Here is a 21,702-nt window from a genome sequence, read left to right as displayed (position 1 = left end):
CACTGCTTAAAATTTTTCCAACTCATTAACCACTTTTTTTAAGATCTCGATTGAGCCTGTGATATCACCTGCCAGATCGAGACTGTGGTCAGCATTTGGAATCAGCATAAACGTAAGATTCGCGACAGATAAGAGCATTTGAAACCGTTCCTTTATAAAGCACGGGTCCTTATCTCCAATAATACATAAGCCTGGAATTTTACTTTGAAGAATTGCGTCGGTAACATCCTCTCTTTGCAGAAGAGGAGTCAGCCAGACCGCTTTTACCGATTGAGTAAAATCTCTTTTAAGCTCTGATGCTATGGCAATCGTTCCGAGCGATTTTCCGATTAAGCAGATTTCAGAATACGCAGTAGCTGTAAGTGTTCTGTCAATCACTGTACGAACGTCGCTTTGAATAGCTGTACTGAGCTCTTCCTGAGTAAAGCTGTCATAGTCGCTTGTATTGTACTGATAATTGATTTGGAGAACATCAAATCCTCTCTTACTATATACGCTTGTCGCATAGAAGAGCAGAGGCGCCTGCGCTGTGTAGCCAAGTCCTGGCAATATAATAGCCAGTTTAGCAGAAGGTTTATCTGATGTGATTTTCGTGTAAGGCACCGTCAAATCGTTGTATCCGTTTATACTTAATCGCTGAAATTGCACCATTATTACCTCATCCTTCCTTTTATTGCTTATTGTACCTTATGGGCAGAAAAAAAAGACAAGGAAAATCCCTTGTCTTTATTTCTCCTATTTGGATTACCAGCTTCAGAGATGTTTTTTAAGCTTCTTCAAAAATATAAGAAACCGACTGGAGCGCCTGCTCAGGCGTTTCAACCGTAACATCCGCTTTTCGGGAGAGCTCTTTTAACGCATGATGAAGCTTTTCAGGCCGAATTAAAATTAGAGGTTTATTTAGCGTAAGAGCGGCACTTGCATCCATTGCTGTGTTCCACTGCTTGTACTGCTCTCCAAATAAAGCAATGACTAAATCCGACTTATTCAGTAAAACCTGTGTCCGAAGATTGTTGAGGGAAGAGGCAGCATCATCCTTTAGGATGGAATTTGGCTGCTTGCCTAAAATTTCTTCTCCGATATTGTCAGAACGGTTGTGATGTTCCATCGGACCGACAAATTTGAGAGAGTAGGGCAGTTCCTTTGCCTGATTTTTAATCTTTTCGCGCCAGTCGCTATGTATTTCGCCAGCCAGGTAAATAGTTAGTTCCATCTAAAAACCCTCCTATAACTAAATGATGAAATTAGTATAGCATGTTCATAATTCTGTTAAAAATTGCATGCCTTAAAACGGTTGTCAAAAAGTAAACCTTATAGGTATGATGATAAACGAAGCTTTTTCTAGATTTAGGAGGAAAGTATCATGCAAAAAGCAATGCATCTCGCAGTCCTAATCATGCTATCTGCGATCCTCGCAGCCTGCAGTGCATCCATCGAAAAAGAAAGAGAGAAAACGGTGGAAGAGGTAAAAGAAATTTTTGAAGATCAGCCTAAAAAAACAAATGAAGAAATAGATGAATTAGAATTACGCCTCCCATTTAGGGCATCTGTAGCAGAAGAATCTGAACACAACGCCGTAATCGACAGGGGAAATGATACATTTGTGCTATTTTATCATCGTAATGAAGAAGCAGGAAATGATGTTATTTACCATATGACGACCAACAGTACAGAAGAGGAATGGTTGGTTAACGAAACCTTTGAAGAAGAAGGGCGCTTTGGTTATGTTCTGGTTCGTCAGGTGGATGAAGAAACCTACGAGCTTGTTACAGGAATTGACCATGTAAAGATGACAACCATTTCTTCTGTCGGAGATTTATCCAAGAACGCAGAATGGATGATGGAAACGGTCCGCTCTGCAAAATGGAAGAAAACAGAAGAATAATAGAAGGCTGAATGGGGACTTTCTTTGTAGAAAGTCTCTTTTTTTTGCCTATAAAGTCCGGTTTTAGGTTATTTACTTAATAGGGACTTATCAAGCTGTTAGTTAAGGCCTTCGTTCTATTAATCTCTTCTTTACTTTTAATACAGGTGTCTTTACACTAGTAATGTTGATAATTTTTAAGGAGGAAAACTGATGGAGTGGTTACATAAAAAAGGGGTTTACCCATCCTTTAAAACGTATTTAATTGATGGATTAAGCTATATGGCATTAGGACTATTTGGTTCTCTTATTATCGGTTTAATTATTAAAACGCTAGGTGAACAGACAGATCTCCCGTTTTTAGTTGAAATGGGCGGGCTTGCTATGGGCATCACAGGCTCTGCGATTGGAGTAGCGGTGGCGTACGGTCTTAAAGCCCCACCTCTTGTTTTATTTGCAGCGGCTGTAACAGGGGCAGCAGGCTATGCGCTTGGAGGGCCGGCAGGGGCTTATGTAGCGGCGGTGTTTTCTACTGAAATAGGAAAGCTCATCAGCCAGTCAACGAAGATTGACATTATTGTAACACCGTTTGTGACGATAGTGGCAGGCTATTCCGTTGCCTCACTTATCGGTCCGGGCATAGCAGAATTTATGACTGCCTTTGGCGGCTGGATAGAATGGTCGACAGAGCAGCGTCCTATTTTAATGGGGATGCTGGTTGCTGCTTTAATGGGCCTTGCGTTGACAGCACCGATCTCAAGCCTCGCTATTGCGTTAATGCTTGATCTCGGCGGTGTTGCAGCTGGAGCGGCTACAATTGGCTGCAGTGCGCAAATGATTGGCTTTGCAGTAGCAAGCTACCGGGAAAATAAGTTCAGCGGGTTTATTGCACAGGGGATTGGAACTTCAATGCTTCAGGTTCCAAATATTTTACGAAATCCCCTGATCCTGATTCCGCCTACTCTTGCAGGAATCATACTTGCGCCGATCGGTACAACCGTTTGGATAATGGAAAATAATGCCCCCGGAGCAGGGATGGGCACAAGCGGATTAGTCGGACAAATTATGACGTTTCAAACAATGGGCTTTACCGCTGAGGTGCTGATGAAGGTTGCAGTGTTGCATTTTATTGGACCATTTGTGATCTGCCTGTTACTATCTCTTTATATGAGAAAGCTTGGCCTGATAAAAGAAGGTCAAATGAAGATTCATACAGGAGGTAGCGAGGAATGAAAAAGCTTGAGTCAATTGAACAATTTCGTGAGTTGAAAAATAATGGCCAGCATGTCTTTATGTTTTCTGCAGACTGGTGTCCGGATTGCCGTGTAATCGATCCTATATTGCCCGATATTGAAAAAGCACACCCGGAATTTACATTTGTTTATGTGGACCGCGATGAATATATAGACCTGTGCATTGAGTTGGATGTGTATGGAATTCCGAGCTTTGTTGCGTTCAAGGATGGCGGGGAAACCGGCCGCTTTGTCAGCAAAGAGAGAAAAACACAGGAAGAAATCGAACGCTTTATATCCGGTTTATCCTAAAGTGAAATAGACAGCTTTAATTTCATTAAACCTGAGCCTAAAGAGAAGTTCTTTCTTTAGGCACAGGTTATTTTCATGTACAATAGAGCGTGAGAATAAATAGACGCTCCTAAGTTAGGAGGAAGCATATGAGTAAGAAAATGGACTCGATAAAAATGAAACGATTGCTTGAAGATCGGCTAAAGCAGGATGGCCGGTCCATGACCTATGACCGAGAAAAAGATCAGGTTCGCTTTGAAAATAAAGAGACAGGAAAAGGCATCGAGGTTTCCCTGCCGAGTGTTATCGGAAAATGGAATGAAAAAAAGGATGCAGCAATAGATGAGGTTGTTTATTATGTGGAACAGGCCTTATCAGTTATGGGCAAGGAAACTAAAGTGGAATCAGCTGAAAAACAGGTTCTTCCTGTTATCCGTTCAACATCATTTCCGGCTGAAGCTTCGGAAGGGGTTCCATTTATTTTCGATGATCATACCGCTGAAACACGTATTTATTATGCCGTAGATCTTGGGACTACCTATAGGCTGATTGATGAAAACTTTGCTAAAAAACAGTCCTGGACGAAGGAACAAATAAAGGAAATGGCTCTTTTTAATGTTCGTTCATTGCCTACTGGTGTTAAGAAAGACGAAGTCGCAGGCAATGTGTTTTATTTTATGAACACAAATGACGGATACGATGCGAGCAGAATTTTAAATGACTCGTTTTTAAAAGAAATGGCTGGTAAAATAGAAGGAGAAATGACGGTTGCCGTTCCTCATCAGGATGTCCTTATTATCGGAGATATGAGAAATGAGACCGGATACGATGTTCTTGCGCAAATGGCCATGGCATTCTTTGCTAACGGTCATGTTCCAATTACAGCTTTATCCTTTATTTACGAAGAAGGCGAATTGGAGCCGGTATTTATTTTAGGAAAAAATAAACGAAAAGAGTAAGGAGAACAAGAAATGAATGTTTTTTATAACCGCCAGGGGATTGGAGATGTCCTGCTTATTACATTAGAATCGGTGCCGTCAGATCTGCGTGCATTTGAGCGCAAACAGGATGCGGCTAAAATTGTAAACAGTGAAACGGGTAAAACAGCAGGCTACAATCTATTTAATGCATCCTCCTATTTTGAAACTGATGAAGATGGACCTGTAAAAATGAACGAAGAGAAGCTTGCGCTGATTAATCAGGCGCTGAAAAAGAACGGATTTGATGAAGAAATCACTGCTGATTTTTCACCAAAGTTTGTTGTGGGCTATATAGAGTCAAAGGAAAAGCATCCTAATGCAGATAAGCTGAATATCTGCCAGGTGAATACCGGAAAAGAAACACTTCAAATTGTTTGCGGTGCGCCAAATGTCGACCAGGGCCAAAAGGTCGTCGTAGCGAAGGTTGGCGCTGTTATGCCGAGCGGAATGGTCATTAAAGACGCTGAGCTGAGAGGTGTGCCATCAAGCGGCATGATTTGCTCTGCAAAGGAGCTTGACCTTAAAGATGCTCCTCAGGAAAAAGGAATTCTTGTTCTTGAAGAATCATATGAAGCCGGTGAGTCTTTCCCGCTGGTATAATCGTTTCTGGATATTGCTGCTCTATTTGTTTTCCTATATGGCTAGGGAGATAAATGGGGCGGCTTTTTGTTTGGTGGGATAATTAGCCATTTATGCTAGGTCGGAGGATTGAGGAACCTCAGGGGCTGATGCAAGCCGTTTTACCCAATTCATGTTTTTACCTCGAATTTAAGCAAAAAACTGTTAGAATGAAGGGGAACTAAAAGAAATGAGTGATTATAAATGAGTTGGATTAAAAAGGTTTTATCCTTTCTCCAGCAGGAAGAAGAACCTGGTGCAGTAAAAAAACAGCCGTTACAAAAAAAGGATGGTCCTCTACATAAATCACATGATTTGGATACAAAAATGGTGTACCAATATCCTAAAGGGGCTTTCCGGTTTCCAATTATCCCGGATGAACAAAACGTACGGGTGAAAAATGAACAAAAAGAAGAAGCAAAACGCTCTCAGCCTGCCCCTGATTATGAAGCGGACAGAAAACTGTATGAGAGAGAGTACGATGAGAAGAAAAAGGTGAAAAGAGAGGTTTCAAATCGACCTTTTACACCGACGGAAGTACCTTCTCCTATTTATGGTTTTGAAAAACGGCCTGACAAGAAGAAAATTCCAGAAATTGAATATGAGCTTCCGGCGTCCATTAAAAAAGCAAAACAGACTGACAATGTGGTTTCCTTTCTCCAGCAAAAAAACACGGAAACAAGTGAAATTACACCATTGCCAAACGAAAATAGTAATGATCAAGCTGAGGAAGCTGTTAAGGAGCCGGACACCGGGACTGCCGGTGAATCTCCATTAAATGCCGCATTAGATGTGCAGCTTGAATCTGTCCAGTCTTTTCAGAAAGTTGACCAGGTTGAAGCAGCAGAGAAAGTTCGTTCAATAGAAGAGTCACAGAACCAAATAGAAGAAGCAGAGTTTGAAGAGAGCGATAACGCAGAATTAGAAGCAGCTGCTGCAGTCGCAGAAGAGCTTGAGACTGAAGAAGCCGAAGTGGAGCCGCTTGTTGTCGCTGCGAAATCTGAGCAGGATGCAGAAGCTCCCGCTCACGCGAATACAGAAGCAGATTTAGTAACTGAGGAAGAACCGCTGCTTCCGGAAAAAGCAGCTGACCTGTCAGTTAAAGAAGAAGAGGCTGAAAAAGCTGATCATAAAGCACAGGCAGAGCCTAAAAAAGAAAAGAAAGCGGGTGCTCTACCATTCAATGTTCTGATGCTTAAGCAGGATAGACGTAAAGCGGAAGATCGTGGAGCAGCTAAAAAGCAGACTTTTCAACAAACGGCGCCTCAAGTAACAAAAATTGATGATCAGCAGCCCGAAGTAAAAACGGAGGAGGCAGCTGCTGTTATTCCGTCTGCCACTTTAGAAACAAATTCCGATGAACCTGCTTATTATGCTTTTCCTTCCATGAATCTACTGATGCCTCCTGTTCACGCAGAGGTTGATCAGAACTGGCTGGACGAGCAGGCAGCTTTGCTTGATGAAACACTGGCTTCCTTCAATGTAAATGCCAAGGTTAAGCATGTAACACAGGGTCCTTCTGTCACAAGATTTGAGATCTTTCCTGAAAAAGGAGTTAAGGTAAGTAAAATAACAAGCCTTACTGATGATATTAAATTGAGTCTGGCAGCAAGAGATATCCGAATGGAAGCCCCTATACCGGGGAAAATGGCTGTAGGTATAGAAATTCCAAATGCTTCAGGCAGGCCGGTTGCGTTAAAAGAAATTCTCGATCATAAAGCCTTCCATGAATCTACTGCTACTTTACCGATCGCACTTGGTTTGGATATAGAAGGGCAGCCGGTAGTTACCGATATAGGCAAAATGCCTCATGGACTCATTGCTGGAGCGACCGGTTCCGGGAAAAGTGTATGCATTAACTCCATTTTAGTGAGTTTGCTTTATCATTCTTCACCGGATGATTTACGTCTGCTGCTGATCGACCCGAAAATGGTTGAGCTTGCGCCTTATAACCATATCCCGCATCTGGTCAGCCCTGTTATTACAGATGTAAAAGCAGCTACAGCAGCGCTTAAATGGGCGGTGGAGGAAATGGAGAGAAGGTATCAGTTATTTGCCCATGCAGGCGTAAGAGATATTAGCCGGTATAATCAAAAAGCAAAAGAATCACGGCAATTTAATCAAAAGCTCCCTTATTTGGTTATTGTCATTGATGAGCTCGCAGATCTGATGATGATGTCGCCGGCAGATGTTGAAGAAGCAATTTGCCGTATTGCTCAAAAGGCCCGAGCCTGCGGAATTCATTTGCTGATCGCGACACAAAGGCCATCAGTTGATGTCATAACAGGACTTATTAAAGCAAATGTTCCAACCCGTGTAGCCTTCTCTGTAAGCTCACAGGTTGATTCACGCACGATTATCGACACATCCGGAGCAGACAGACTGCTTGGAAAAGGGGATATGCTGTTTTTAGGAAACGGAGCCTCAAAGCCTGTCCGGCTTCAGGGAACCTTTGTTTCTGATGAAGAGATAGATTCCGTAGTAGCGCATGTCCGAAAGGAAAGAGATGTAAATTATTTATTCCATCAGGAAGAGCTCCTTGCAAAGGTGGAAATCCAGGAGGAAGAGGATGAATTGCTGATGGATGCATGCGAATTAGTTGTGTCCCACGGCGGTGCCTCTACTTCTCTTTTACAGCGACAGTTTAGAATTGGCTATAACCGTGCTGCCCGTCTGATTGATTTAATGGAAAAGCAGGGCTGGATCTCAGAGGCCAAGGGCAGTAAACCAAGAGACGTTTTAATGACAAATGAAGATCTTCAGTCGCTTCAGGACACAGGCACTAGTCAATAGTCCATACAAACATAGTTTATTGGACATAGTTTATTGATAACGGAGTTTATGCTACAATACAGGAATATGTGTTTCAAGCTACTATCATTACACACCATTCTATGCCTGACATATACTGCAACAAGGCAGAGGATCGTTGGAGGTTCAATTATGACAAGTTTTCATTTTGTAGGAATAAAAGGCTCTGGAATGAGTCCTCTAGCTCAAATATTGCACGACATGAATCATGATGTGCAGGGCTCTGATATTGAAAAACATTTCTTTACTCAAGTACCGCTTGAGGAAAGAGGAATTCGGATTTTACCATTTAACAGAAGTAATATAGAGCCTGGGATGACCGTTATTGCGGGCAATGCCTTTGGCGATGACCACGAAGAAATAGATGAGGCACGAAAGCAGGGTCTTGAAGTGATCCGTTATCATAAATTTCTTGGAGATCTGATGAAAAACTATACGTCAATCGGCGTATCCGGCGCTCATGGGAAAACGTCTACCACGGGTTTACTTGCTCATGTTATGCAGGGAGGGGACAGAACGTCCTTTTTAATCGGAGATGGAACAGGGAGAGGAATGGAGGACAGTAAGTATTTCGTTTTTGAAGCCTGTGAATACCGCCGTCACTTTCTTTCTTATTCACCGGATTATATGATCATGACGAATATTGATTTTGACCATCCTGATTATTTCGCTGACATTGATGATGTATTTTCAGCTTTTCAAGAAATGGCTATGCAGGTTAACAAGGGAATAATTGCATGCGGTGATGACGACCAGCTGCAAAAGATGCAGGCAAATGTACCTGTATTATTCTATGGCTTCAATGAAGAAAATGATTTTCAGGCACGCAATGTAGAAACATCAGAAGAAGGAACATCATTTGATGTACTCGTGCGTAACGAATATTATGCTTCATTTACGATTCCTACCTTTGGTGATCACACGATTTTAAATGCTCTGTCGGTTATTGCGCTTTGTCATTATGAAGGCTTCGATACTGAAGTGGTTCAGGCTCAGCTTAAGACCTTTTCAGGTGTGAAAAGACGTTTTACTGAAAAGAAAGTGCAAAACCAGATTTTGATTGATGATTATGCCCATCACCCGACAGAAATAAAAGCAACTCTTGATTCTGCTTCAAAAAAATATCCAAATCGTGAAATTGTCGCAATTTTTCAGCCGCATACATTTACACGCACTCAGACATTCCTCGAAGAATTTGCAGATTGTCTGAATAAGGCAGACCAGGTGTATTTATGTGATATTTTCGGTTCTGCCCGTGAAAATCATGGCAAGCTGACAATTCAGGATCTTCTTGAAAAAATTGATGGGGCTGTACTGTTAAATGATGAGGATCCTTCTTTGCTGTCAAAACACAAGGATTCAGTCCTGATCTTTATGGGTGCAGGGGATATCCAAAAATTTCAAGCTTCATATGAAAATTGGCTAATGGCTAAAAACTGAGATTTAGGCTGCTCTTTATTGAGCAGCTTTTTTATTTTTAAAAAATCTTATTTTCAGAAGGATTTATGTAATGAAGAAACGAATTTAGTGGCATAGTAAGTTTAGTGTAGAATCTGCAAGGGTATAACCACTATATCATTGGAAGGGAGTTGTTTATTTATGGAAATCATACTTTACATTAGTGCTGCTGTTGCGGCTGTAGGTTTTTTAGTGCTTTGTGTAAGCCTTGCAATTACATTAACTGCTATGAAAAAGACCTTAAATAATCTTGCAGGAACTGTTGGTGCTCTTCAAAATCAATTAGACGGCATCACAAGAGAGACGACGGATTTATTACATAAAACAAATGGTCTTGCTGAGGATATTCAAGACAAATCCTTAAAATTAAATTCCGTTGTAGATGCTGTTAAAGGTGTTGGTACAAATGTTCAGCAGCTTAACAATTCAATTGGCAAGATCACTCATTCAATCAGCCGTTCGGTTGAAAACAATGAAGAAAAAATTGCACAGGTTGTTCAATGGGGCAATGTGGCAATGGAGCTTCGTGAAAAGTGGAAAGCCAGAAAATTAAAGCCGACGAGCTTTAATACCGAATACCCGGAACCGCAGCGCGCATTGCCGCCTGCTGATAAACAGAGTTCTTACTAAAACAAATGCAGCCATCAAATTAGGAGGGGTTTTTATGACTCAGCAAGGTAAACAATCAACATATGATACACATTCTACAACGAAAGAACCGGCAAAAGAATCAGGTTCATTTATTCTTGGAGCGGTAATCGGAGGAGCCATTGGTGCTGCTACAGCATTATTCCTGGCACCTAAATCAGGAACCGATCTTCGAAGAGATCTGAATACACAGGCAGGTCTTTTAAAAGAGCGTTCTTACGAGTGGAAGGATCAGGCAGTGACAAAAGGAAATGAGATTGCTACTACAGCAAAAGAAAAATCAGCTGAGCTTTCTTCTTTAGCAAAGGAAAAAACTTCAGGCATTACTCAGACGGTTCAGTCATCATCTAATGCGCTTGTTGAAAAGGTAAAGTCATTTAAAGATGATTCTTCAGACGATACTGACAGAGATTCTTCAAGTGAGAATTTCTCCAGCACATCATTTGAACCATCAAATACGCCGCCTTCACCGACACCGAATCTAACAGTTAATCCTGTTGATCCGCTGACACCTGATACGAATGAATCACCACTTGAAAATCAGCTCAAAGAAGATAAATAATATTAATTAAAAACGATGAAGTTTTCTTCATCGTTTTTTTACCGATAAATTTTTATCGAGAGGAGAATTCAGAATGAAAAAAATAGATCAAATTACAGAATTTGACGAAGCTATATCTGCTAACAAACCTTTCTTTTTACTGAAGCACAGCCTGACGTGCCCAATCAGCGCCTCAGCTTATGAGGAGTTTAAACGTTTTTCAGAAAATGCAGATTCAGATACTTACTATCTTGCTGTACAGAAGGCTCGTGAGCTTTCTGCACATATTGCTGCCACATACGGGGTGAAGCACGAGTCTCCCCAGGTGCTTTATTTTAAAGATGGCCAGCCTGTCTGGAATGCCTCGCATTATAAAATTAAAGAGCAGGCACTAAAGGAGCAGTTATCGAACTAATTGTTTATTAGAAACGTGAGGTGAACGGAGTGGAAGGGCGCGACTCCTGCGGGATGAAGAGGGAGTTTGAGATCCACTTGCGTTAGCAAGTTAGCGAAGGGCCCCTCACCGTGGAAAGCGTCCCCCTGAAGCGAAGTGAACCGGGTAAAAGAGGCTGGAACATTTGTTCCAGCCTCTTTTATTTTGATTTCTTTTTCTATATTTGTTATTTAGAAAAGGCGTCACATCAGGAGTTGAAAAGTTTTTACTTTATCCAATTAACGCTTAAAAGCGTTTAACAAATAAAGTTTTTCGTGACATTACGGAAAGGTTGGATTATAATAAGGAACAATTGATAATTGCTTTTTAGTTATACCTGTTTCAAGCACTGTAAAAAAGCGTAGATCCAGGAACAACTAAATCAATTATTGAACAAATGGATTTCCAAAAGAAAGGAATGTTTAGTATGAGCAATGTGGAATTGGATCAGCTTAGACAAAAAGTAGACGAGATGAATTTGCAGCTGCTGGACGTTATTAACCAGCGTGCAGAATTAGTTCAGGAGATTGGCCGAGTGAAAGAAAAGCAGGGCGTAAATAAATTTGAGCCGGTTCGTGAGCGGGCAATGCTTGATCTTTTAGCAGAAAATAATAAAGGACCATTTCTCAATTCCACCATTGAGCATATTTTTAAAGAGATTTTTAAAGCGGGTCTTGAGCTTCAAAAGGATGATCACCGTAAAGCGCTTCTTGTATCAAGAAAGAAAAAAGCAGACGATACAATTGTCGAGCTAAAAGGTGAGCAGGTGGGAAATGGCAAGCCGCAATTTATTTTCGGTCCATGCGCTGTAGAATCTTATGAACAGGTAGCAGCAGTTGCAAAACAGGTTCAGGCTAAAGGACTTAAATTATTGCGTGGCGGCGCTTATAAGCCGAGAACATCTCCTTATGATTTCCAGGGGCTTGGACTTGAAGGCCTTCAAATTTTAAAGCGAGTTGCGGACGAATATGATATGGCCGTTATTAGTGAAATTGTAAACCCGGCGCATATTGAGGAAGCAGTAGACTATATAGATGTTATCCAAATCGGAGCCCGTAATATGCAGAACTTTGAGCTTCTGAAAGCTGCAGGTCAGTCAAATAAGCCTGTTCTGTTAAAAAGAGGACTTGCTGCAACAATTGATGAGTTTATAAATGCCGCTGAATACATTATGTCTCAGGGCAATGATCAAATTATTTTATGTGAACGCGGAATCCGCACATACGAAAAAGCTACAAGAAATACACTTGATATTTCAGCCGTGCCGATTTTAAAACAGGAAACACATCTTCCTGTGATGGTGGACGTAACTCACTCGACTGGAAGACGCGATCTTCTTCTTCCGACAGCTAAAGCTGCACTTGCTATCGGAGCAGATGGTGTAATGGCAGAGGTGCACCCGGATCCTGCAGTTGCACTTTCTGATTCAGCACAGCAAATGAACTTTGATCAATTCGATGATTTCTGGGGAGCAGTACAAAGCTTCTTAGGAGCTCATTCAGTAAAATAAAAATAGTAGTACTCCTCAGGTCCTGAATGGACTTGGGGAGTTTTTTTCTTCAAGAATGTCATTTAACGATTTCTTTTTTCCATGATTGCCTATACTAAAATTACTAAATGCAGCACGAATTCCTGCTCTAATGATTGAAAGCGTTGCAACACTAGAGTATGATTGTGAACATATGTTAACAAATCAAACAAAATACATGTAAATCTTCGATTCGGAGAGCTTTATCGTGTAAAATGAAAATAAATGAAAATGAGAATGCTTAAAGGAGCGCTTAAGATGAATATCACAATTTATGATGTGGCAAGAGAAGCAAATGTATCAATGGCTACCGTTTCAAGAGTAGTAAACGGAAATCCGAATGTAAAACCGGCAACTAGGAAAAAGGTTCTTGAAGTAATCGAAAGACTTGGCTATCGCCCAAATGCTGTAGCCAGAGGATTAGCCAGCAAAAAAACCACCACAGTCGGTGTTATTATTCCCGATATCTCCAATATCTTTTTTGCGGAGCTGGCAAGAGGAATAGAAGATATTGCAACGATGTATAAATATAATATTATTTTGAGCAATTCAGACCAAAATGAGGAAAAAGAGCTTCATCTGTTAAACACCATGCTTGGAAAACAAGTGGACGGCATTGTCTTCATGGGTGGAAATATTACGGAGGGGCATGTATCTGAATTTAAGCGCTCGCCTGTACCAATCGTTATTGCTGGATCGGTAGACGCTTCAAGTGAAACGCCTTCAGTGAATATTGACTATCATCAGGCTTCCTATGATGCGGTCACAAACCTCGTTGAAAAAGGTCATAAGGAAATTGCTTTTGTCAGCGGTCCTTTTCATGACACGATTAATCGTGCATTGAAACTTGAAGGCTATCGGGAGGCTCTTCGGGAAGCAGGGATTGAATATACCGACGATCTGGTCATAGAAGGGGATTATACCTATGACAGCGGCTTAGAGGCCTGGAGCCGTTTACAGGAGCTTTCTACTAAGCCTACAGCCATCTTTGTAGGAAATGATGAAATGGCTTTAGGGGTTGTTCATGGAGCACAGGATCAGGGGCTTAAAATTCCTGACGAAGTCGAAGTAATAAGTTTTGACAGCACTAAGCTTGCCCTAATGGTCCGCCCGCAGTTAACATCCGTTGTGCAGCCATTGTATGATATTGGCGCTGTGGCCATGAGACTTTTAACAAAGCTGATGAATAAAGAAAGCATTGATAACCAAAGCGTCACTCTGCCTCACAGAATTGAAGAGAGACAGTCAACAAAAAGTTAAAGAATTATAACGTAAAGTATAGTGCCCAGATATAAGATATTATTTATAATAGGTAAATAAAAACGCATGGAGGAATTTTCCTCCATGCGTTTTATTATAGGCTTAGTTTTTTTTATTGGAACGCAAGGCATAAAGTGCCTTCTGAATCGTCTGCTGATTTTTCTCGGAGATCTCCTTTTTCCTCGGAATTGCCTTATATACCTGTTTCGGATCATTCCATGTCTTAATTAAAGGAACAGGTGATTCACTCTGCCACTTATCAAGCCATTCCTTAGGAAGATCGTTAGAAGAAAGTTCAAAATCAGTCATTTCCATCCATATGTGTGCCCACGCTCGCGGCACCACACGCCAAATATCGTAGCCTCCCCCGCCTACTGCTATCCACTTGCCATCACAGTACTCATGGGCAAGCTGGTGGGCAAGCTTTGGTATTTCACGGTATATGGTCATCGTGGAAGAAAGATGCGTCAGAGGGTCCAGACAATGGGCATCTGCGCCATTTTGCGTTAAGATCACGTCAGGTTTAAAAAATTCAATAATTTCTCTAAATGATTGCTCATATGCCTCTAAAAAAGACTCATCTTCAGTGAATGCGTCAAGAGGGATATTAAATGCATATCCATATCCCTTTCCATGACCTTTTTCATTTACAGCGCCTGTACCAGGGAAAAGATAACGCCCTGTTTCATGGATGGAGAGTGTACAGACATTCGGATCGTCATAAAAAGACCACTGAACGCCGTCTCCATGGTGAGCATCTGTATCTACATACAGTACACGGGCGTTATAGCGCTCCTGGATATATTTGATGGCAACTGAACTATCGTTGTAAATGCAAAAGCCGGAAGCCTTTCCTCTGAAGCCATGGTGCAGTCCTCCGCCTAAATTTACGGCATGTCGTGATTGATTTGTCATGACCGAGTCGACAGCAGTAAGCGTGGCCCCGACAAGTCGTGCACTCGCTTCGTGCATCCCTTTAAACATTGGAGTATCCTCAGTGCCAAGGCCATAGTTTTCTGCTTTTTCTTTTGACAGCTTTCCTTCGCTGGCAAGCTTCACGGCCTCAATATAAGCATGGTCATGAATCAGTGTAAGCTCTTCATCTGTAGCGATCCTTGGACTGATGATGTCCTCATCAGAGATGGCGTTTATTTTTTTGAGTAAGTCCAAGGTCAGCTGCAGCCTTTTTTGGTTGAAGGGATGATCCTTAGAAAAACGGTAGTTTAATAGGTCATCCGAATAAACAAATGCTGCTTCCTTTATTACTGATCGTTCATTGGAAGACTTGGCCATAATACATCATGCCCTTCCTCGCGCAGATCTTCAATGACGGACATCGGATTCATTGTTTGTACGCGAAATACCAAGATTTTAAACCGTTCGTCTTTCTTATAAGGATAGACGAGGACACTGTGAATATTTGAGTGGTTTTTTCGAATGATTCCGGCAACTTCATAAAGCATACCAGCTTTATTTGGTACCTTTACCTCAATTTGTGATCCAGGCTGGCTGACGCCGGTCAGCTGAATTAATGTATGTAATAAATCTGTTTCAGTGATCATGCCGATTAGTCTGCCGTCACTGACAATAGGCAGACAGCCAATTCGTTCCTCCATAAAAAGTAAGGCGACCTCCTCAACAAAATCAAGGGGATGTCCTGTAATAACAGGCGTTCTCATAATTTCCTGTAATTTTGTTTCGAGAAGCTCATCCTGGCCGTTCATTTGAAAGGGAGAAGGGGAGAATTCTTTAATATCCCGGTCTGTTAAAATGCCGACAACCTTAAATTCTCCGTCAACCACAGGAAGATGCCTGATTTTATTAGCAGACATCTTATCGATCGCTTCAGCCAGGGTAGCATCGGGAGTGAGTGTATGAACGTCTTGAACCATCATATCTTCAACTATCATTTTTTACCTTCCTCCAATCAGGCTAGTACATAAAACGATTCATAAAGCGAAGCTGATCAAATTGTTCAATGGATTCCGGCTTTATTCGTTTGCCGATACGCGCCATAAGGCAATTAGCGGGGTGAGAACTGATTTCAGGATCATCGGTAGCATAATATTCCAAACCGCCGGCGTTCATCATTTTTTCCATCACTTTTCTGTATTCCCACACATTCAGGCCGGTGCCTTTTAAATCCCAATGCCAATAATATTCCGTGGTAATAATAATATAGTCCTCCATGGCGTCGTCCATCATCGAAACCCTGAGAAGATTTTTGCCTACTGATGCACCTCTGAATCGAGGGATAACCTCTATAGCACCGAGCTCAATTAAATTTTCCATCTTCCCCTGAGACCAGCGCTCAAGCGGATCAGGGTAAAGATAGGTTACATATCCTACTATCGTATTGTGATCTCTTGCGATAATGATGCGGCCTTCCGCAAGATCAGCAATTTCAATCAGTGCCTGATGCTGCTGGGCAGGAGGACGAAAAGCAATAAGGTCTTCATGAAATTCCAGAGTCGAAAGATGCTCAGAAGAAACGGGGCCTTCGATAATAATCGATCCTTTTGTCGTTTTTAATTCTTTTGCGTTATATATTTTTACATGGTCCATCTTAATGGCTCACCTACATTTCGTTGAAGTCCTAAATACAGCATACCCCAACATTTAAAGCGCTTTCAACTAAAACCTCATAATCCTTTAAATCGACAAATTTTCTCCAAGATAATTTTTAAAAATTGAGATAATTTTAGTTTTATACTATACTAAAGTGGACATTTCTTACATAGGGGGACGATTTTATGAATTTGGAAGCGTTACCATCAGTTAAAGGAAAGTACAATCTTGAAAGCTATGAAGAAACAGCCGCTTCGTTTAATTGGGAAGAGGCACAAAAGAATTTTTCCTGGTATGAGACAGGAAAAATAAACATGGCACACGAAGCAATAGACCGCCATGCAGAATCCGACAAAAAGAATAAGGTCGCCTTATACTACCGCGACGCGGACAGAAATGAAAAATATACGTTTAAAGAGATGAAGGAATTAACAAACAAAGCAGCAAATGTACTGAAAAACCAGGGAGATATTGAAAAAGGAGACCGTGTATTTATCTTCATGCCAAGGTCTCCGGAGCTTTATTTTGCTTTACTGGGCGCATTAAAAATTGGTGCAATCGTCGGACCTCTATTTGAGGCCTTTATGGAGGGTGCTGTTAGAGACCGGCTGGAGGACAGTGAAGCAAAAGCCATTATTACCACACCTGACTTACTAGAGCGGGTGCCAGTGGATGAACTGCCGAATCTAAAGCATGTATTTATTGTGGGTAATAAGGTAGAGGAGCAAGGAAAGCAAATTGACTTTATGAAGCACTTCAGCGATGCAAGTCGTTCGTTCTCTGTTGAGTGGCTTGAGCAAGAGGAAGGACTGGTCTTGCATTATACCTCAGGGTCTACAGGAAAGCCTAAAGGCGTTCTCCATGTTCAGCAGGCGATGCTCCAGCATTACCAGACCTCTAAGTGGGTTCTTGATCTGCGTGATGATGATGTGTATTGGTGTACAGCGGATCCTGGCTGGGTTACCGGAACATCATATGGAATTTTCGGTCCGTGGCTTACAGGAACAACCTCCGTTATTGTAGGAGGCCGCTTTAGTCCGGAAGCCTGGTATCAGACACTAGAGGATTTCGGCGTGACAGTATGGTACAGTGCACCGACAGCCTTCCGTATGCTGATGGGAGCTGGAGATGAGCTGGTAACGAAGTATGATCTTTCCTCTCTCCGCCATGTTCTGAGTGTGGGAGAACCGCTTAATCCTGAGGTCATCCGTTGGGGAATGAAAGTATTCCAGCACCGGATTCATGACACATGGTGGATGACAGAAACAGGCGCACAAATGATTTGTAATTACCCGGCAATGGAAATTCGCCCGGGCTCTATGGGGAAGCCAATCCCTGGGGTGGAAGCGGCCATTGTGGACGATCAGGGGAATGAGCTTCCTGCCAATCGCATGGGGAATCTGGCACTTAAAAAGGGCTGGCCGTCTATGATGAATACCATCTGGAACAATGAGCAAAAATATGAATCTTATTTTATGCCAAACGGCTGGTATGTTTCAGGAGACTCTGCTTATAAAGATGAGGAGGGCTACTACTGGTTCCAGGGAAGAATTGATGATGTAATTATGACATCAGGTGAACGTGTAGGGCCATTTGAAGTAGAAAGTAAGCTGCTTGAGCATCCCGCTGTAGCAGAAGCAGGAGTTATCGGGAAGCCGGATCCGGTCCGCGGGGAAATTATTAAAGCGTTCATTGCGCTGCGGGAAGGCTACGAGGCAACTGATGAACTCAAAGAGGATATCCGTCTTCACGTTAAAAAAGGTCTGGCAGCTCATGCTGCTCCGCGTGAAATTGATTTTAAAGACAAACTGCCGAAAACACGAAGCGGTAAAATTATGCGCCGGGTGTTAAAAGCCTGGGAACTAGATCTTCCAACCGGTGATTTATCAACTATGGAAGATTAAGAGGATCTTTATGATTCGGCATTTGGAATCTATTTAAACAAAAAGCCCCTAATTCTGCCTGTCCAATAATCTGGATAAGCTTTTAGGGGTTTTTGATGGTCTAGCTAATATAGGGGAGTACTGAACAAAAAGGACTGACCCATGACGGGTCAGTCCTTTTACTCAATTTTCATCATCTTCTGGCGGATCCTCAGGTGGAGTCTCGTCCTCCGGTGGATCTTCAGGTTCTTCATCTGATGGCGGAGGAGTATCTTCTTCATTTTCATCTTCATCCTCATCATTGCCACCATTGCCATTGCCGTTGCCATTGCCATTGTTATTGCCATTGTCATTGTTATTGCCATTGTCATTACTATTGCCGTTACCATTACCGTTTCCATTGCCACCATTGCCATTCCCACTGGAAGGAGGGGTGGATGCTGGCGGGGTGCTGGTTTCTGCCGTGTCTTCATCTGGGTCTTCGTCATCAGATTCAGACGGTTCTGAAGGTGCGCTTCCAATTCGGACTTCGTTGGAACGGGCAGATTCTCGGCCTGCTACATCGACTGCGACTACCTGGTAGGTTCCATTTGGCAGGGAAGCAGATAGTGTATCATCGGCTTGTCTTATTTCAACTTTTCTGTTACCGGAATAGATACGGTAGCCGACTACATCGCTGCTTCCTGAAGCATTCCAGGAAATAGTGCTGCCGGAAACAGCTAGTGTAACACTTGAAGGAGCACTTCCGTCATCTTCCAGTGTACTATTTGCGGCAAGCAGATTTTCAAAATAAGAATTATCACTTGGGAACAATTTAGAAGCATCTCCGCCATAAGGGAAAAGCATTCTTTCAGCAAAATCAGGGCTCAGTACAGCACCAGTAGAAGAAAATTCATCCGGTGTTGAGTCCAAAGCAATAAAGCGTGTTCCGCCAATTGTTACGTATTTCGTATTTTTTAATCCCGCATCTGAGCTATCAGGCTGATAGGCAGTAGTAAATACATCTGTTGTTACCAGGCCTGCTGCTGAGCAGGCAGAGTCTGCCGGCAGTCCCGTAAAGGAACAGAAGGATCGATCTACTACGCCTTCTGGACGCTGGAACGGACTGGATGGATCAATTAGATCCGGCTGAAGCTCCCGAGCTCGATTCATCATATTAGCCCATAAATTAATCGTGTTTACACTTGCACGCTCAGGAAGCGGAGAAGGCTTGTCATAGCCAAACCAGATTCCAAAGGTGATATTTGGATTGGTACCGATAAACCAGTTATCATGTGTGTTTTGAGAAGTACCGGACTTTGATGCCCAATCGGTTGAAAAATTCAGGAATCCAGGTGCTGTACGACCTGAGCCGATTGGTGTCATGGTATCTCGCATCATCTCAAGTGTGACATAAGCAGCTGCTGGCGAGAACATTTTTTTAGACTCGGATTCATGTTCAAAAATAACATTGCCAGCATTGTCTAAAATTTTCTCGATCATATAAGGCTCATTGTATTGCCCCATATTTCCAATGGCTGCATAAGCTGAAACATTTTCTTCTACTGATAATCCTTCGCCTAAACCGCCAAGCGAAAAGGCGCGATATCCATATTCTTCCTGTTTAATTCTTTGAGGGTTAATAACCTGTAGGAATTCACCCGGGTTATGACCTTCTTCAATCATTCTTCCATATAATCTGGCTGCGGATAAATTATGTGAAGCCGCCAGAGCAGTTCTTGCCGGCACAATTCCGTATTCACGCTCTACCACATAGTTGCTTGGCGTCCAGCCATTATGAGTGAATTTCACATCCGCAAGAGGGCTTCCTGCGCCAATCATTCCATATTCTACTGCCGGAGCATAAACAGCAAGCGGTTTAATGGTAGACCCGGTAGAACGGTATGATCTCGTTGCATGATTCGTTTGTTCAAGCTCAAAATCACGACCTCCTGTAAAGCTGATAATACGGCCCGTGGAGTTTTCCATTAAGACACTGCCGACCTGTACAGGAGCTTCTACTTCCACTTCTTCGCCATCTTCATTGAGTTCAATGACTGTTTTGGTAGGGCCGTAACTGGCATACTCATTTTTCACAACCTCCATTGCATCATAAAGCTCTTTATCAATGGTTGAGTGAATTTCGTATCCCTTTTGTCGGATATCCCGCTCGGCCATTTCTTTGTATTTGTCATCCAGGGTTTTGCTGTCAAGCACCTGCTGTTTTGGGTAGCCGTCCTGCTCAGCAAGATAAAATTTGAGAATTTCTGCAGCCCTTCGCTCCACTTCTTCTGTAACGTAAGGGTAGCGATCCAGCGCACTTGCTGCAGGAGGGATAAAGTCAGCAGTTAAATCATACTCTACTGCTTCATCGTGCTGTTCCTGAGTAATAGAACCTTCGCGGAGCATGCGGTGAAGAACTTCTCTTTTCCGTGTGAAGCCCGGCTCCAGTGCTTCTTCGGATTTTAATTCCCCGGCATTAGTAAATGGCGTGTAGCCAAACGGAGCCTGTGGAAGCCCTGCTATAAAAGCGGCCTGGGGAAGAGTGAGGTCTTGCGCGTCCACTCCGAAGAGTCCAAGTGCTGCTGTTTGCACTCCTGCAATATTATTACCTGAGGAGTTTCTTCCCATGTCAGCTACATTTAGGTAAGCTTCCAATATTTCTTCTTTTTCAAAAAAACGTTCTACACGCAGGGCAAGTAAAATTTCTTTTGCTTTACGGTCAAAGGAGACTTCATTCGTTAGCACCTGATTTTTAATCAGCTGCTGGGTGAGGGTGCTTCCTCCGGTTTGTGTGGCAGAGTTTGTAACTTCCTGGAACACTGCACGCATGATAGCCTTTGGCACTACGCCTTCATGTTCCATAAAGTATTCATCTTCCGTGGCGATTACAGCGTCTATTAATAACGGAGACACATTTTCAAGTAAAACATGCTCACGCTCTAAATCCGTTCGTAATTTACCTAAATAAACATCATTAGCAAAATATATATCCGAAGTTTCTGTAAAATCATACAGATCCTGCTGCAATGATTCATATGACAAAACTTCTTCGTCCTTTACCAGTGACGCAAAGTATCCAGCTCCTACACCACCTGCAAAAGCTGCACCGAGGACTCCAAAAATGATTAGCAGTAATACGATGTTCCACATAACCTGATAGGAGATGCGGAATTTCTTTCCTGCCCCGCTTTTTGCAAAAGCTGCTTTTATGGAATCAATGCGCTCCCGGACGTTTAGTTTACGATCTGTCAACAGTTATCATCCTCCTTAAAACATCCTCTTTATTATACCATATTTTGCAGGAATTCAATGGATATTAAGACACAATGTGACGGAAATCCATTAATACCGACTTGACATGATTGTGGAAGATATGATAAAAATATTTTAACTTAATTGTAAAATGCGTTGAAGAGATCGCAGTAGGAAATCCTCCCTGTTAGTAGAGAAGCGGTGGTTGGTGCAAACCGCTACAAAGGATTTGTGAATTACACTCTCTGAGCTGTCCTCTGCCCGGGTGGAGGATCGGATAACAATCCGTTATGTAAATGAAGTGGAAGAGTAACCATACTCTTAAGCTGGGTGGTACCGCGCATAAAAGCGTC

19 protein-coding genes and 1 other annotated feature (1 of these 20 only partly in view) are annotated in these 21,702 nt (G+C 42.3%); of the genes, 13 read left to right on the top strand and 6 right to left on the bottom strand.

Features of this window, described 5'->3' with window-relative positions; genetic code table 11:
• Positions 1-6: 6 nt before the first annotated feature.
• Together C4B60_RS06390 and C4B60_RS06385 are read right to left on the bottom strand one after the other, a co-directional pair.
• Positions 7-651 carry an alpha/beta family hydrolase gene (locus C4B60_RS06390; protein WP_104057168.1) on the bottom strand — a complete coding sequence of 215 codons (645 nt, stop codon included), beginning with the start codon at positions 649-651 and terminating at the stop codon, positions 7-9.
• 115 nt (positions 652-766) lie between these two features.
• On the bottom strand, positions 767-1,213 hold the full coding sequence (locus C4B60_RS06385; protein WP_104057167.1) for a YtoQ family protein: 447 nt from the start codon (positions 1,211-1,213) through the stop codon (positions 767-769).
• A 150-nt stretch (positions 1,214-1,363) separates the two neighbouring features.
• Here C4B60_RS06385 and C4B60_RS06380 point away from each other — a divergent pair, with 150 nt between their 5' ends.
• From C4B60_RS06380 to ccpA, 12 genes are all read left to right on the top strand, one after another.
• Positions 1,364-1,885 carry a hypothetical protein gene (locus tag C4B60_RS06380; protein WP_104057166.1) on the top strand — a complete coding sequence of 174 codons (522 nt, stop codon included), beginning with the start codon at positions 1,364-1,366 and terminating at the stop codon, positions 1,883-1,885.
• 192 nt (positions 1,886-2,077) lie between these two features.
• A complete protein-coding gene (locus C4B60_RS06375) occupies positions 2,078-3,097 on the top strand; it encodes a PTS sugar transporter subunit IIC (RefSeq protein ID WP_425331152.1) in 1,020 nt (339 codons plus the stop codon).
• A complete protein-coding gene (locus C4B60_RS06370; protein ID WP_104057164.1) occupies positions 3,094-3,408 on the top strand; it encodes a thioredoxin family protein in 315 nt (104 codons plus the stop codon). The genes C4B60_RS06375 and C4B60_RS06370 overlap by 4 nt, the downstream gene beginning before the upstream one ends.
• A gap of 128 nt (positions 3,409-3,536) precedes the next feature.
• Positions 3,537-4,346 (top strand): DUF1444 domain-containing protein, encoded by an 810-nt coding sequence (locus C4B60_RS06365; RefSeq protein WP_245153886.1) that lies wholly within the window; start codon positions 3,537-3,539, stop codon positions 4,344-4,346.
• Between the two features lie 12 nt (positions 4,347-4,358).
• The gene (ytpR, locus tag C4B60_RS06360; RefSeq protein WP_104057163.1) at positions 4,359-4,967 is read left to right on the top strand and encodes a YtpR family tRNA-binding protein; all 609 of its coding nucleotides are present in this window, start codon (positions 4,359-4,361) and stop codon (positions 4,965-4,967) included.
• A gap of 222 nt (positions 4,968-5,189) precedes the next feature.
• A complete protein-coding gene (locus C4B60_RS06355; protein ID WP_104057162.1) occupies positions 5,190-7,778 on the top strand; it encodes a DNA translocase FtsK in 2,589 nt (862 codons plus the stop codon).
• A gap of 150 nt (positions 7,779-7,928) precedes the next feature.
• Complete coding sequence (gene murC / locus C4B60_RS06350) at positions 7,929-9,236, top strand: UDP-N-acetylmuramate--L-alanine ligase (RefSeq protein ID WP_104057161.1); 1,308 nt, start codon at positions 7,929-7,931, stop codon at positions 9,234-9,236.
• Positions 9,237-9,395: 159 nt separating this feature from the next.
• Positions 9,396-9,884, top strand: coding sequence for a DUF948 domain-containing protein (locus C4B60_RS06345; protein WP_104057160.1), 489 nt, complete (start codon positions 9,396-9,398; stop codon positions 9,882-9,884).
• A 34-nt stretch (positions 9,885-9,918) separates the two neighbouring features.
• On the top strand, positions 9,919-10,464 hold the full coding sequence (locus C4B60_RS06340; RefSeq protein WP_104057159.1) for a YtxH domain-containing protein: 546 nt from the start codon (positions 9,919-9,921) through the stop codon (positions 10,462-10,464).
• Between the two features lie 73 nt (positions 10,465-10,537).
• The gene (gene ytxJ / locus C4B60_RS06335) at positions 10,538-10,858 is read left to right on the top strand and encodes a bacillithiol system redox-active protein YtxJ (RefSeq protein ID WP_104057158.1); all 321 of its coding nucleotides are present in this window, start codon (positions 10,538-10,540) and stop codon (positions 10,856-10,858) included.
• 445 nt (positions 10,859-11,303) lie between these two features.
• Positions 11,304-12,386 carry a bifunctional 3-deoxy-7-phosphoheptulonate synthase/chorismate mutase gene (locus tag C4B60_RS06330; protein WP_104057157.1) on the top strand — a complete coding sequence of 361 codons (1,083 nt, stop codon included), beginning with the start codon at positions 11,304-11,306 and terminating at the stop codon, positions 12,384-12,386.
• A gap of 276 nt (positions 12,387-12,662) precedes the next feature.
• Positions 12,663-13,664 (top strand): catabolite control protein A, encoded by a 1,002-nt coding sequence (gene ccpA, locus C4B60_RS06325; RefSeq protein WP_104057156.1) that lies wholly within the window; start codon positions 12,663-12,665, stop codon positions 13,662-13,664.
• 102 nt (positions 13,665-13,766) lie between these two features.
• Here the strand turns inward: ccpA and C4B60_RS06320 are convergent, their stop codons facing one another.
• The 3 genes from C4B60_RS06320 to C4B60_RS06310 are packed head-to-tail and all read right to left on the bottom strand — an operon-like array spanning position 13,767 to position 16,229.
• Positions 13,767-14,957 (bottom strand): acetoin utilization protein AcuC, encoded by a 1,191-nt coding sequence (locus C4B60_RS06320; protein ID WP_104057155.1) that lies wholly within the window; start codon positions 14,955-14,957, stop codon positions 13,767-13,769.
• Complete coding sequence (locus C4B60_RS06315; protein ID WP_104057154.1) at positions 14,927-15,574, bottom strand: acetoin utilization AcuB family protein; 648 nt, start codon at positions 15,572-15,574, stop codon at positions 14,927-14,929. The genes C4B60_RS06320 and C4B60_RS06315 overlap by 31 nt, the downstream gene beginning before the upstream one ends.
• A 22-nt stretch (positions 15,575-15,596) precedes the next feature.
• Complete coding sequence (locus C4B60_RS06310; protein ID WP_104057153.1) at positions 15,597-16,229, bottom strand: GNAT family N-acetyltransferase; 633 nt, start codon at positions 16,227-16,229, stop codon at positions 15,597-15,599.
• A 188-nt stretch (positions 16,230-16,417) separates the two neighbouring features.
• Here C4B60_RS06310 and acsA point away from each other — a divergent pair, with 188 nt between their 5' ends.
• Positions 16,418-18,136 carry an acetate--CoA ligase gene (gene acsA / locus C4B60_RS06305; RefSeq protein WP_104057152.1) on the top strand — a complete coding sequence of 573 codons (1,719 nt, stop codon included), beginning with the start codon at positions 16,418-16,420 and terminating at the stop codon, positions 18,134-18,136.
• A gap of 162 nt (positions 18,137-18,298) precedes the next feature.
• Here acsA and C4B60_RS06300 read toward each other — a convergent pair whose 3' ends face one another.
• Complete coding sequence (locus C4B60_RS06300; protein ID WP_245153885.1) at positions 18,299-21,349, bottom strand: transglycosylase domain-containing protein; 3,051 nt, start codon at positions 21,347-21,349, stop codon at positions 18,299-18,301.
• A gap of 147 nt (positions 21,350-21,496) precedes the next feature.
• Positions 21,497-21,702, top strand: a binding site (T-box leader) (it continues 6 nt past the right edge of the window).

This window comes from Jeotgalibacillus proteolyticus, from assembly GCF_002926065.1.
GTDB lineage: Bacteria > Bacillota > Bacilli > Bacillales > Jeotgalibacillaceae > Jeotgalibacillus > Jeotgalibacillus proteolyticus.
The sequence above is the reverse complement of the archived record's forward strand: the minus strand, read 5'-3'. Positions and strand labels throughout refer to the sequence as shown.